The sequence below is a fragment of the Nonomuraea indica genome (assembly GCF_002850745.1).
Taxonomy (GTDB): Bacteria; Actinomycetota; Actinomycetes; order Streptosporangiales; family Streptosporangiaceae; genus Nonomuraea; species Nonomuraea indica.
Genome location: NZ_KZ559466.1, coordinates 19,144 through 31,156, shown reverse-complemented (window position 1 = coordinate 31,156; position 12,013 = coordinate 19,144). Strand labels below are relative to the sequence as shown.

Annotated in this window: 13 protein-coding genes; 7 read left to right on the top strand and 6 right to left on the bottom strand. The window is 73.0% G+C overall.

The genetic code is table 11. The annotated features are described in order from the left end of the window. Positions 1-39: 39 nt before the first annotated feature. The 3 genes from meaB (at position 40) to CXR44_RS00145 (ending at position 2,141) form a co-directional block, all read left to right on the top strand. Positions 40-999 (top strand): methylmalonyl Co-A mutase-associated GTPase MeaB, encoded by a 960-nt coding sequence (gene meaB, locus CXR44_RS00155; RefSeq protein ID WP_101782782.1) that lies wholly within the window; start codon positions 40-42, stop codon positions 997-999. A gap of 69 nt (positions 1,000-1,068) precedes the next feature. Continuing rightward, positions 1,069-1,716 carry a TetR/AcrR family transcriptional regulator gene (locus CXR44_RS00150; RefSeq protein ID WP_101782781.1) on the top strand — a complete coding sequence of 216 codons (648 nt, stop codon included), beginning with the start codon at positions 1,069-1,071 and terminating at the stop codon, positions 1,714-1,716. Continuing rightward, on the top strand, positions 1,713-2,141 hold the full coding sequence (locus tag CXR44_RS00145; RefSeq protein ID WP_245898695.1) for an acyl-CoA thioesterase: 429 nt from the start codon (positions 1,713-1,715) through the stop codon (positions 2,139-2,141). Before CXR44_RS00150 ends, CXR44_RS00145 begins: the two co-directional genes overlap by 4 nt. A 209-nt stretch (positions 2,142-2,350) precedes the next feature. Here the strand turns inward: CXR44_RS00145 and CXR44_RS00140 are convergent, their stop codons facing one another. Then, on the bottom strand, positions 2,351-4,123 hold the full coding sequence (locus CXR44_RS00140) for an AMP-dependent synthetase/ligase (RefSeq protein WP_101782780.1): 1,773 nt from the start codon (positions 4,121-4,123) through the stop codon (positions 2,351-2,353). Between the two features lie 67 nt (positions 4,124-4,190). Continuing rightward, entirely contained in the window at positions 4,191-4,364 is a 174-nt protein-coding gene (locus tag CXR44_RS39205; protein WP_180903126.1) for a hypothetical protein, read from the bottom strand. 26 nt (positions 4,365-4,390) lie between these two features. Between CXR44_RS39205 and CXR44_RS00135 the strand changes: the two genes are divergently transcribed. From CXR44_RS00135 to CXR44_RS00125, 3 genes are all read left to right on the top strand, one after another. Beyond that, positions 4,391-4,906, top strand: coding sequence for a CGNR zinc finger domain-containing protein (locus CXR44_RS00135; RefSeq protein ID WP_101782779.1), 516 nt, complete (start codon positions 4,391-4,393; stop codon positions 4,904-4,906). A 111-nt stretch (positions 4,907-5,017) separates the two neighbouring features. Beyond that, complete coding sequence (locus tag CXR44_RS00130) at positions 5,018-6,496, top strand: serine/threonine-protein kinase (protein ID WP_101782778.1); 1,479 nt, start codon at positions 5,018-5,020, stop codon at positions 6,494-6,496. Between the two features lie 50 nt (positions 6,497-6,546). After that, the gene (locus CXR44_RS00125) at positions 6,547-7,524 is read left to right on the top strand and encodes a hypothetical protein (protein WP_144069822.1); all 978 of its coding nucleotides are present in this window, start codon (positions 6,547-6,549) and stop codon (positions 7,522-7,524) included. 450 nt (positions 7,525-7,974) lie between these two features. On the opposite strand, the gene CXR44_RS00120 is transcribed toward CXR44_RS00125, so the two are convergent. Next, positions 7,975-8,241 (bottom strand): TFIIB-type zinc ribbon-containing protein, encoded by a 267-nt coding sequence (locus CXR44_RS00120; RefSeq protein ID WP_101782776.1) that lies wholly within the window; start codon positions 8,239-8,241, stop codon positions 7,975-7,977. Positions 8,242-8,281: 40 nt separating this feature from the next. Further along, positions 8,282-9,154 carry an aminoglycoside phosphotransferase/kinase family protein gene (locus CXR44_RS00115; RefSeq protein ID WP_101782775.1) on the bottom strand — a complete coding sequence of 291 codons (873 nt, stop codon included), beginning with the start codon at positions 9,152-9,154 and terminating at the stop codon, positions 8,282-8,284. Between the two features lie 157 nt (positions 9,155-9,311). On the opposite strand from CXR44_RS00115, the gene CXR44_RS00110 reads away from it, so the two are divergent. Continuing rightward, positions 9,312-10,271, top strand: a complete 960-nt coding sequence (locus CXR44_RS00110; RefSeq protein ID WP_101782774.1) for a TIGR03619 family F420-dependent LLM class oxidoreductase — start codon at positions 9,312-9,314, stop codon at positions 10,269-10,271. A gap of 167 nt (positions 10,272-10,438) precedes the next feature. On the opposite strand, the gene CXR44_RS00105 is transcribed toward CXR44_RS00110, so the two are convergent. Next, positions 10,439-10,816 carry a DUF6578 domain-containing protein gene (locus CXR44_RS00105; protein WP_101782773.1) on the bottom strand — a complete coding sequence of 126 codons (378 nt, stop codon included), beginning with the start codon at positions 10,814-10,816 and terminating at the stop codon, positions 10,439-10,441. 110 nt (positions 10,817-10,926) lie between these two features. Then, positions 10,927-12,013: serine hydrolase domain-containing protein (locus tag CXR44_RS00100; RefSeq protein ID WP_342748517.1), on the bottom strand; the 1,087-nt coding region annotated here is incomplete at its 5' end.

Genomic DNA, 12,013 nt, shown 5'->3' with positions numbered 1-12,013 from the left:
GATCAAGAGCGGCAGGGAGTGCGGGAAGGGAGTGCTCGCATGCGGTCGCTGGACGACTACGTCAGGGGCGTGAAGGACGGCTCCCGCACCTGGATCGCCCGCGCGATCACGCTGGTGGAGTCCACCAGGTCCGATCACGCCGCGCTCGCCCAGCGGCTGCTCGTCGAGCTCACCCCGCTGGCCGGGCGGGCCCGGCGCGTGGGCGTCTCCGGGGTGCCCGGTGTGGGCAAGTCCACGTTCATCGACGCGCTCGGCGTGCTGCTGACCGGCCAGGGGCACCGGGTGGCCGTGCTGGCCGTCGACCCGTCCTCCACCAGGACCGGCGGCAGCATCCTCGGCGACAAGACGCGCATGTCGCGCCTGGCGGCCGATCCGTCGGCGTTCATCAGGCCCTCGCCCACGTCCGGGACGCTGGGCGGCGTCACCAAGGCCACCAGGGAGGCGATGGTGGTGGTGGAGGCGGCGGGCTTCGACGTCGTGCTCGTCGAGACCGTCGGGGTCGGGCAGTCGGAGACGGCGGTCGCCGACATGGTCGACACGTTTCTGCTGCTCACGCTCGCCCGCACCGGCGACCAGCTCCAGGGCATCAAGAAGGGCGTGCTGGAGCTGGCGGACGTCATCGCGGTCAACAAGGCGGACGGCGAGCACCGCCTCGCGGCCCGGAAGGCGGCGCGCGAGCTCGCCGGGGCGCTGCGGATGCTGCGCTCCGACACCGCGCCGCCGCCGGTGCTCACCTGCAGCGGCCGGACCGGCGACGGCCTGCCCGAGCTGTGGGAGCGGATCCTGGCACACCAGGACGGGCTCGACCTCGCCGCCAAGCGGCGGCACCAGCAGGTGCGGTGGACGTGGACGCTCGTGCGGGACCGGCTCCTGGCGGAGCTGCGCGACGACCCCGAGGTGGGGGCCATCGCCGGGCGGGTGGAGGAGGAGGTGCTGGCCGGCACCCTCACCCCGGCCCTGGCGGCTGACCGGCTGCTGGCCGCGTTCAAGCGTCCCTGACCCGCCCCGTGGTGTGGGCCGGTCCGACCGGAAAAAAGAACGACCGATCGGTCGTGTATAGTCGCGGTCATGGCCGACACCAAGACGGACGGGCGCCGGATCCGCGGTGAGCGGAGCCGCGAGGCGATCCTGGAGCGGGCCGTGGCGCTCGCCTCCGTCCACGGGCTCGACGGGCTGACCCTGGGCAGGCTGGCCGAGGCCGCCGGGGTGAGCAAGTCGGGGTTCTTCGCGCACTGGCGCGACAAGGAGCAGCTCCAGCTCGACGCCGTCGACTGGGCGAGCCGCCAGTGGACCGAGCGCATCGTCAAGCCCGCGCTCCGCCGGCCCGCCGGGATCCGGCGCCTGCTGGCCCTGCACGAGGCACGGCTGGCCTTCTACGCCGACGGGGTGCTGCCCGGCGGCTGCTTCTTCTTCGTCGCCCAGGTCGAGTTCGACGACCGGCCCGGCCCGGTGCGCGACCGCGTCGCCCAGGCGATGTCCCGCTGGCTCGCCTTCCTCGAGCGGCAGGCCGCCGAGGCCGTGAAGCTCGGCGAGCTGCCGCCCGGCACCGACACCGCCCAGCTCGCCTACGAGATCGAGGCCCTCGGCGAGGCGGCCGTCGTCCAGGCGCGGCTGCTCGGCCGGGACCTCGTCTACACCCGCGCCCGCCGGGCCGTGCTGCGCCGGCTGCGGGCCCTCGCCACCGACCCGTCCCTGCTTCCGGAGGAATCCGCGTGACCCAGACCCGCCCCGCGCACATCCACTTCGACGACCTCGACGCGATGGGCCTGCTGCACAACTCCCGCTACTCCCTGCTCGTCGAGCGCGCCATCTCGGCGTACTGGGCGGAGCTGGGGTGGAGCTTCGACCCCGCGGTGTCCCGCTTCAAGGACGTCTTCCTGGCCGTACGCGAATTCAAGATCACCTACAGCGTGCCGATCGTCGGGGCGGGGGAGGTGCTGGTGGAGTTCTGGATCGACAAGATGGGGCGCACCAGCGGCGTCTACGGCTTCCGCGTCGTGTCGGCCGACCGCTCCGTCACCCATGCGGAGGGCTACCGGGTCAACGTCAACCTCGACCCCGCGACCCTGCGCCCCACCCCGTTCACCGCCGAGACCCGCGCCGCGGCCGAGCCGCTCCTGCGCGCACCGTCCCTCACCTGACCCGACCCACGCGGCCGCCCCGCGGCCCGCCGGGCGAGCAGAGGACGCCGGCGAGGAGAGGGCGCCGGCGAGAAGCGGACGTCGGCGAGAAGCGGACGTCGAACAGGAGCGGACGCCGGCTGCCTTGTGGCCCGCCGGGCGAGGGCGCGGGCGTCGGCGAGAAGCGGACGCCGGGGCGGGCGGGCGGCCCGGGCCCCGGCGCGCCGCGCTCACACGGACGAGTCGTAGAAGCCGTCGAGCGTGTCGCCGTAGCGTGCCTCGACGGCCTTGCGCTTGATCTTGAGGCTGGCCGTGAGCTCGCCCGACTCCACGGTGAAGTCCTCCGCCAGGATGGCGAACTTCTTGACCGTCGCGTAGCTCGCCTCGTCCGCGTTGACCTGCGCGATGGCCTTCTCGACCTCCGCGCGCATGCGTGGGTGCTCGCGCAGCGCCTCGGCCTCCAGCGGCAGCCCCTCGGCCTGCGCCCACGGCCGGACCACCTCCATGTCCAGCGTGACCAGCGCCGTGCAGTAGTTGCGCCGGTCACCGTGCACGAACACGTGCGAGGCGTACGGGCAGGCGGCCTTGATCCGGCCCTCCAGGTAGGTGGGCGCGACGTACTTGCCGCCGGAGGTCTTGATCAGCTCCTTCTTGCGGTCGGTGATGGTCAGCCGGCCCTCGGCGTCGACCTCGCCGATGTCGCCGGTGTGCAGCCAGCCGTCCTCCAGCGTCTCGGCCGTCTCGTCCGGCAGCCCGTGGTAGCCGCGCATGATGCCGCGCCCGCCGATCAGCACCTCGCCGTCGTCGGCGATCCGCACCCGCGTGCCCGGCAACGGCGGCCCGACCGTGCCGAAGCGCACCGTGTCGGGCCGGTTGAGGAAGCTGCCCGCCGACGACTCCGTCAGGCCGTACCCCTCCAGGATCGTCAGGCCCGCCGCGTCGAAGAACTCGGCGATGTCCTGCGACAGCGGGGCGGCGCCCGAGATGAAGAAGCGGATGCGCCCGCCGAAGCGCCGGCGCAGCTTGGCGAAGACGAGCCGGTCGGCCAGCGCGTACTCCAGGCGGGTGGTGGCCGGGATCGCCGCGCCGCGCTGGCGCGCCTTGACCACGCGCAGGCCGGTCGCCCGCGCCCAGGTGAAGATGCGCAGCTTGAGGCCGCCCTCGCGCCGCACGGTCGCGGTCACCGTGTTGTGGATCTTCTCGAAGATGCGCGGAGCCGCCGCCATGAAGGTCGGCCTGAGCTCGCCGAGGTTCTCGGCGATCTTGTCGAGCCGGCCGTCGATCGCGGTCGGCACACCGATGTCGATCATCACGACCTCGAGCAGCTTGCCGAACGAGTGCGACAGCGGCAGCCACAGGAAGTGCAGGTCGTCCGGCGAGATCATGCCCAGCTCGCGGACCGCGCCGCCGGTGTAGAGCCAGTTGTCGTGGGTCAGCTCCACGCCCTTGGGGCGGCCGGTGGTGCCGGAGGTGTAGATCAGCGTGGCCAGGTCGTCCTGGTTGATCGCGTCGACCATCGCGTCATAGTCGCCTTCGCCGTCCGCCAGCCCGGGCAGCGCGTCGAAGCGCACCACCCAGCCGTCGTCGCTCGGCGTGCCGTCGATGACCACGACCTTGGTCACGTCGGGCAGCTCCTTCTGCACCGACCTGAGCTTCGCCACCTGGTCGTCGTTCTCGGCGATGACGATCGTGCTGCCCGAGTCGGTGATGACGTACGCCGACTCGGCCGCGGTGTTGGAGGGGTAGATCGTGGTGGTGGCCGCGCCCGTGGACAGCACCGCCAGGTCGGCGAGGATCCATTCGAGCCTGGTGGAGCAGAGGATGGCCACCCGCGTGTCCGGGCCGGCGCCGATGGCGGCCAGGCCGAGTGCCAGCTCGCGGACGCGGTCGCCCACCTGGCGCCAGGTCAGCGAGGTCCAGCCACCGGCTGAGGGGGTCCGGTACGCCTCGGCGTCCGGGGTGGCCGCGACGCGGTCGCGCAGCAGGGAGGGAATGCTCGACATGCCTGTCCTCCTGGGGAGTGGTGCTGCCGACTCTAGGACGATCGTGGGCCGCGAGTCGATGTCCTGATCAACACGTGTCGGCAACGGAACGGGGGAGCGTGATGACCGAGCCGTGCCGGCCGGTGGTGCGCACCTCCCAGGCGCCGCAACCGCAGCGCAGGTAGGACACGAGACCCTCCGAGGTGCGGTGGGAGGAGACGACGGTCAGGGACAGCGGGTCGTGGAGCGTCCTGGTATGCATGACCTCCAATCTGGTGTAATGGCCTTATGCATTTCAATGCTTACGGCGGCAACGGGGCGGCACTCGCGGCGGCCCTCGTCAACGCCGTGGAGTTCACCCCTCGGGTGATCGAGTCGCTGCTGACCGACCACGAGATGCTTCGCACCGCGCTGACCCAGGCCCAGGCCGCCGAGCTGGGGGAGTGGGCGCGGCTGCTCGCCCCGGTCTTCGGCGAGACCGACCGCGACGTCCAGATCAAGCTGGTCAACGGCCTGCTCGACATCAGCGCGACCAAGCCGTTCGTGAGCAACCACGACGGCCTCGCCCCCCACCTGCACTTCTCGTCGGCGGACGGCGACATCGTGTCCCGGACGAAGGACACCACCGCCGGCGGGCTGGCCATGGCCATCTCGTTCTCCGACGGCGGGCGGCTGGGCCGGTGCGACAGGCCCGGCTGCGCCACCGTCTACGTCGACACCTCACGCAACGGGCGGCGCCGGTTCTGCTCCCTGGCCTGCGCCAACCGGGTCAACGTGGCGGCACACCGGGCGAGGTCCACCTAGGTACCTTCGTCTGGATCATCGTACGGACCACCGAGGAGGCCGGAGAGACGGTGTGGCGACCGCCGCACCATCCGTCTTCGCAGGTGTGGAGACGGCTCGTATGCTGGCCCCGTGGAGCGGGGAAAGCTGATCGCGGACCGTTACGAGCTGATCGACCGTCTGGGCCGGGGTGGCATGGGCGAGGTGTGGGCCGCGCGGGATCGCGTGCTCCACCGTGAGGTCGCGCTCAAGCTGCTGGATCTCGACGGGATCGCCCAGACTGACCTGCCCCGGCGGTTCGAGCGCGAGGCGGTCGCCGCCGCCCAGATCGTCCACCCCAACGTCGCCGCCCTGTACGACCGGGGCACCTGCGACGACGTGTTGTTCCTGGTCATGGAGAAGGTGGACGGCCAGACGCTCACAGCGTGTCTCCAGGCTGAGAGTCCCTTCCCCCTGACGCGTGCCGTGGCCATCGCCGGCGACATCTGCGCCGCACTGGAGGCCGCCCACCGCGCCAAGGTCATCCACTACGACATCAAGCCCCACAACGTCATCCTCACCGGCGACGGGCTGGTGAAGGTCATCGACTTCGGGATCGCCGGGTTCGTCCAGGCCGCGTTCACCGTGGCGCGCTCCACCCAACTGGCCCCGGCCGGAACGCCGGAGTTCGGCGCACCGGAGCAGTTCCTCACGGAACGCGGCGACGAACGCTCCGACCTGTACGCACTCGGTGGGACGCTCTTCGCGATGCTCGCCGGCCGGCCGCCCTTCATCGGGCACAACAGCATCGCGGTCGTGCGGCGCAAGCTCGACGAGGACGCCCCGCGCCTCGACGCGTTCCGCCCCGGCCTGCCGCCGGAGGTGACCGCGCTCGTCGCCGAACTACTGGAGCGCGATCCCGACCGGCGCCCCCAGTCGGCACAGCAGGTCCAGCAGCGGCTTCAGGCACTCCTGGCGTCGTGCGCGGCAGCGGAAGCTCCCACCGCGGCGATGCCCCCGACCCCGCGCACCCGCCTGATGGACGACACGCGGCGCGCGCCCCGGCCGCCCTCTCCCGACTCCTGGAACCGCGCCTCCACCGACGAGACGCCGTTCACCGCGGACGCCCTGTTGCCGCGGCGGTTCACCAACGACATGAACATCGAGTTCGCCCGGATCGCCGAGGACACCCGTCTCGCCCGTGAAGCGGGTCCCAGCGACCTGGTCAGGGAACTCGCGCGCCGTGACTGTACCGGATTGGTCGTCGGCGTCTACGTGGAGCAGCCCGGTCCCCACGCCACGCCCGAGAACCCTGTCCACGTCTGCGTCCAGGTCTTAGCGTTCCCCGACTGGGCGATGGCCCGGGACGCGCACGGGTACCTGGGCGACGGGGGCGGGGCCGAGCGCCTCACCCTCTGGAGCGCCCGCGACGGGGGCGGCCTCGCCCCCTGTCCCGACGAGGTCTACCGCAGCCAGCGATGGCGGTACAGCTGGAGAGAAAACCGCTACCTGAGGGTGGCGGTGGCCTACCGCGCCGACCTCACCACCGACGGCTCCATCCGGCCCTGGCTCGACTCAGCCGCCCGCGGGGCCGCGCTCTCCGCCGGACCGCAGAACCACCACGGTGCGTAGCCCCGCCGCCGAATTGACGGCTAAGGATCAATCGGGCGATAGTGTGACAGATGGCTGCCCCCAGGATGATCCCCTGCGCGCTCGTACTCGCGACCCTGACGCTCGGCGCGTGCTCGGCGGCGCCCCCGGGACCGTCGGGTGGCGCCCCCACCGCCGGTGGCGTGGCCGGCGGGGCGGCGGAGCCCTCCAGCACGGGGCCGACCTCGGCCCCGCCCAGCGTGACCGCGCTGGCGCCCGACGCCTACAAGAACGAGCTCGAACCCCGGCGCAAGGCGATGGCCGACGCCCTCAAGGCAATGGTCGCCGCCGGATCGCTGAAGTCGCTCGGCTCGCGCCTGGAGAGCGCCGGCGACGAGGTGGACGGGGCCGTGAGCGCACTGGCCGCCCTCTCCCCGCCCGAGCAGGTGCGCGCGCAGCACGACGCCTACGTGTCGAGCCTGCGGGAGTTCGCCACCGGCCTCACCGCCGCCGTGGGCAGGGTTGGCAGCCGTGACCTGTGCACCTCCTCCGCGGTGCTGACCGAGCTCGACGACCGGCTCCGGGACCTCGACGAGGCCGGCGAGGCGCTGCAGAAAGCCGGCGACTACCCGGCCGACGTGGTCTCGGTCAAGGCCAAGGGCAAGCAGTCGAGACGGCTCGGCAACGGCACCTTCGTCCGCCGGACCGCGCTCAACGGCCGCGGCTCCCTGCAGATCCACAACGGCGACAGCCGCGACGCGGTGGTGACGCTCATGCGCGGCAAGACCAAGGCGTTCAGCGTGTACGTGCGCAAGAAGGCCAAGTACAAGATCCAGAACGTCAGCGACGGCACCTACAAGATCTTCTTCACGCACGGCGTCGACTGGGACGGCAAGAGCCGCGCCTTCACCCGCGACTGCGGCTTCGAGCGGTTCCAGGAGACCGTGAAGTTCAAGACCACGTACACCTCGACGCGGATCCGCTGGCACGACTGGCGGATCACGCTGCACGCGATCAGCGGCGGCAACGCCAAGACCACCGGCGTGGACCCCGAAGACTTCCCCTCCTGACCCCACCCGGGCGCGAGGTCGTCCCGGCGTGCGCGGTCCGACGTGCAGGAGTCCGTCCACCGTGGAGACGCGGCGGAGGAACTCTCCGGGCCGCCGATCGACTCGGCCAGGACCTAGCGTGATGTCGAATCGGTCGTTGGGGCACTGTCGCGGGGATCAGGGCCGATTCGCGCCAATCAGGCCTGCCGGTGGTCACCATGTGATCGAGCCGTTACCTCCCGCCTTCGACCAGATCGGCGATAACGGCGACGAAGGAAGAGATCGACGCGAGCAGATCAGGGGCCACCCTGACGCCAGGACGGTGGCCGATCTGGAACGGCATCAGAACGACCCGTGCTTCGCCCTCGCCCACGCCGAGGAGGTCCGGTCAAGTTGGCCGGCCCCCCAACGCGGCCCTTGATGAGGAGGAGGCCGCGCACGGGGTGTGTGCGCGGCCTTCGGTTTGCCGGATCAGGTGGAGAAGAGCATGCCCACCCAGCTGCGCTGGCGGTGGTGGCCGTAGTGGCCGTGGTGGCCGCCGTGCGGGGGCGGAGGGGCGCCCCAGGCCGGGCCGGGAGCGGGAGGCGGGGGAGCGGAGTGGTAGCTGGCCTCCATCCGGGTCAGCGTCTCCAGCTCGCCGTAGTCGAGGAAGATTCCCCGGCAGTTGTCGCACTGCTCGATGTGAACGCCGTTGCGCTCATAGGTGCGCATGTTGCCGTGGCACTTGGGGCAATGCATCTCTAGTCGATCTCCTTGGCCTCGGGTCTCTGCAGGCAACCTACCGCGCGCAGCCCCGCCACGCTCGGACGATTCTGTTGCACGATTCGACCAACGAATGTTCGACCTCGTCGAGTTCCCGGGCCTCCCGGTGGGCGTTGAGCACCGCGACCGCGACGAGCTGGACGGTCAGCGCGCGGGCAGGCAGGTCGAGCCACCGCCACGGGTCCTCGCCGCCCCGCAGGGCCGGTCCGCCCGCCGCCAGGTAGGCGCCGAGGAACCGCTCCCACACGACCGGGTCCAGCAGCCCGGCCGCGTACCAGGCGGCGGGTCTGGCGAGGTCCCACGCCGGGTCGCCGGCGCCGAGGTCGTCGACGTCGATGAGCAGCCAGCCGTCGCGGTGCACCAGCTGGCCGAGGTGCCAGTCGCCGTGGGTGAGCAGCCCGGGGCCCGGCTCCGGCTCGGGCAACTCGGCGAACGCCTGCCGGACCAGCCGGGCGACGGGGCCGTCGCCCGGCATCCGCTCGACCGCGCGGGCGACCCGCGCCGGGCCGCCGGCCGCGGGCAACGGCGGCAGCGGGGTCAGCGGGGTGGCGTGCAGCCTGGCCAGCAGCCTGGCGCCCTCCTCCCACGGCGCCTCGTCCAGCTCGTCGGGGGAGACGGGCCGGCCGGCGGGCCACACCGTGACCAGACGCCCGGCCACGGTCAGCACGTCGGGGCGGAGCGGGGCGAGCAGCACGCCGTGCAGCGCCGCCGAGGCGACGGCGCGCAACCGCACCCGTAACGCCGCCGCGTCCTCGCGGGCGGAGTGGGCCTTGACCACGACCTCGCCCCGGCGCAGCACCACCACGTCGGTGCGGGTGGGGTGGAGCACCGGTGCGCCCCTGCCGCCGTGCGCATCGGCGATGTCCGCGAGTGCCGCCTCGAGATCCACCCGTACAGCCTAGAGTGCCCGGCTTGCTCCCACGGCCGGGTCGCCGGAGCGCTCAGCCGGACGGTGACCCTCCCGGGATGCCTGGTCGCCGGCGCGGGCCGCTCGCCCGTCCGTACGTTCGCGTCGGCCCCGGATGAGCGGTGAGTACTGTGATCTGATGAGAGTCGGTTTCGCCGTGCCCCAGTCGGGACCCTGGGCCACCCCTGACGCCATGCGCCGGATCGCCACCCGGGCCGAGGAACTGGGCTACCACGAGCTGTGGACGTTCCAGCGGGTGCTCTATCCCGTCGGCCACCCGATGGGGCCGGTCTACCGGTCCGTGCACGACCCCGTGGTGACACTCTCCTACCTCGCCGGGGTGACCGGCCGGATCAGGCTGGGGGTGGCGGTGGTCAACGCGTTCGTCCAGCCCGTCGTGCTGGCCAAGCAGCTCGCCACGCTGCAGATCGTCTCCGGCGGCCGGCTGACGGCCGGGCTGGGGCTGGGCTGGTTGCGGGAGGAGTTCGAGGCGGCGGGTGTGGGCTTCGAGCGGCGCGGGCGGCGGGGCGAGGAGTTCGTCGAGGTGCTGCGCAAGGCGTGGACGCGGGACGTGGTCGAGCACGACGGCGAGTTCTACCGGGTGCCCGCCTCCCACATGGACCCGAGCCCGGCGCCGGTGCCGCCGATCCTCCTGGGCGGCAGCGCCGACGTGGCGCTGCGTCGCGCAGGGCGCGTCGCGGACGGGTGGGTGAGTTCCAGCAGGGAGGACCTGGCCGGCATCGGCGCGCGGATCGAGACGGTCAAGGCGGCGGCGAGGGAGGCCGGCCGCGACCCGGAGGCGCTGCGGTTCGTCTGCCGGGGCGTCACCCTCGTCCGGCCCGGCGCGTCCGGCCCGGATCAGGACGGGCGGCCGGGCGGGGGACCGGGCGGGGGATCGGACGGGGGATCGGATGGGGGCCGGGCGCCGCTGACGGGCACGTACGACGAGATCCGGCGCGACGTCGCCGCCCTCGCCGGACACGGCGTGACGGACGTCTTCCACGACCTCAACTTCGACGTGGGGATCGTCACCGCCGACCCCGGACAGGCGCTGCGCCGAGCCGAGGAAGCCCTGGAGGCCCTCGCGCCCGGCGCATAGGGGCGCCCGGGCTGGGACGACGTCCCACCCGGTGAGCGATGCCCACGAAGACGTGAGGGGCCGGCCCGGTGTTCGCAGGGGCGGTGCAGGCGGCGGCCGGCCGGCGGGGAGGGACGGGTTCGACGACCCGGCGACGATGTCTCCGGCCCGCGCCGTGACGGCCGGAGCTACGGGTCGACCGCGAGGGTCACGAGGTACCCGACGAAACTCAGGTCGCCCTGATCCGGAGTCCACCCGTCGGCGTCGGTCTGCGGCGAGAGGACTCCCCTGACCGGGTGACACGCGTCCTCGCCGGGGAGACGCTCGAGATGAGCATGGAGCGCGGAGATATGGGTGACCCGGCCCTCGACGCGGAGCTGGTCGTCGGACGGGTCGCTGTGGTGTTCCTCACTCCAGTCGATGGTGGCGGCGGTCCTCTCGCCCAGGACCCGGGTCAGCCAGCCGCGGTCGGCCGGGCAGAGGGTCCAGGAGACCGTCGAGCCGACGCTGAACGGATCGCCGCAGCACTGCATCTGCCAGTCGTCGACCCAGATGTTCCACCTCATCCCACCAGTCTCCCCAGCCCGGACGCGCTACGCCAGCTCAGCGGGTGCGAGCCGGGGCGAAGGCATGGTCGGGGCCTCGCCCGCCCGCCGTCCGGGACAGTGGGCGGGCGCTACGGGGTCGCCAGGCGGAGCGCCTCGGCGGCCACCGCGTGGCGCAGCGCGCGGATGCCGTCACGGCCGCGCAGCGGGTGGACGGCGTTCGTCAGCAGCACCACGGTCAGCCGTCGCGCCGGGTCCACGACGAGCGAGGTGCCGGTGAAACCCGAATGCCCGTACGCGCCGCCGAGCGGCCCCACGATGGCCGGGTCGCCGAGGCGCACGCCCAGCCCGTGCCGGAAGGCGGCACCCTCCGCGCCCTGGTCGCGCGTCATCTCGGCCACGGTCTCCGGGCGCAGCATCGCGCCGCCGCCGCGCCGCAGCGTCTCGCCGAACACCAGCACGTCGCCGGCCGTGGCGAACACCCCCGCGTGGCCCGCCACCCCGCCCAGCGCGTAGGCGGTCTCGTCGTGCACCTCGCCGCGCACGCAGCCCGGCCCCGGCCGTTCGGGCTTCCACTCGGTGGCGGCGACGCGCGGCAGCGTGGCCGCGTCCGGCCGGTAACCCAGGTCACGCAGGCCCAGCGCCCCGGCGACCCGGTCGCGTACCAGCTCGTCGAGCGGCGCCCCGCCCGCCAGCTCGGCCACCCGGCCCGCCATGACCATGCCGACGTCGCTGTAGAGGTACGGCCCGCCGACGGGCCCGGTGACCGGCGTGGCGACCATGGCGGCCAGCCGGGCGGCCGGGTCGGCGCCGGGAAGTTCGAGGTCGATCCGGCGGGTCGGCGTCAGCCCGGCCGTGTGGGTGAGCAGGCGGCGCAGGGTGAGGCGCCGGTCGCTGCCGGGCAGCCATGCGGCCACCGGCTCGTCGAGGTCCAGGTCGCCCCGCTCCGCCAGCGAGAGCAGGACGACCGTGGTGCAGAGCTTGCTGATCGAGGCCAGGTCGAAGACGGAGTCGGGGCGCGCGGGTGGCCGCCGCTCCGCCAGGGTCCCGCCGGCGTCGGCGTACCGCACCAGCTCGCCGGCGACCGCCGACGCCGCCACCTCGCCGTCCACCGCGATCAGCGCGACCGCCGCCGCGCACACACGCGGAACCGCCTCCGCCAGGATGCGCTCCAGCCGGTCGGCGGTCCCGCCGCGCTCCAGCCCGTCGGCCGTTCCG

Coding starts and splice junctions, on each gene's coding strand:
- CXR44_RS00120 (WP_101782776.1), bottom strand. CDS start 8,241: ATGCATTGCCCCAAGTGCCACGGCAACATGCGCACCTATGAGCGCAAC.
- CXR44_RS00105 (WP_101782773.1), bottom strand. CDS start 10,816: ATGAGGTGGAACATCTGGGTCGACGACTGGCAGATGCAGTGCTGCGGC.
- CXR44_RS00135 (WP_101782779.1), top strand. CDS start 4,391: ATGCATTTCAATGCTTACGGCGGCAACGGGGCGGCACTCGCGGCGGCC.
- CXR44_RS00125 (WP_144069822.1), top strand. CDS start 6,547: ATGGCTGCCCCCAGGATGATCCCCTGCGCGCTCGTACTCGCGACCCTG.
- CXR44_RS00150 (WP_101782781.1), top strand. CDS start 1,069: ATGGCCGACACCAAGACGGACGGGCGCCGGATCCGCGGTGAGCGGAGC.
- CXR44_RS00110 (WP_101782774.1), top strand. CDS start 9,312: ATGAGAGTCGGTTTCGCCGTGCCCCAGTCGGGACCCTGGGCCACCCCT.
- meaB (WP_101782782.1), top strand. CDS start 40: ATGCGGTCGCTGGACGACTACGTCAGGGGCGTGAAGGACGGCTCCCGC.
- CXR44_RS00140 (WP_101782780.1), bottom strand. CDS start 4,123: ATGTCGAGCATTCCCTCCCTGCTGCGCGACCGCGTCGCGGCCACCCCG.
- CXR44_RS39205 (WP_180903126.1), bottom strand. CDS start 4,364: ATGCATACCAGGACGCTCCACGACCCGCTGTCCCTGACCGTCGTCTCC.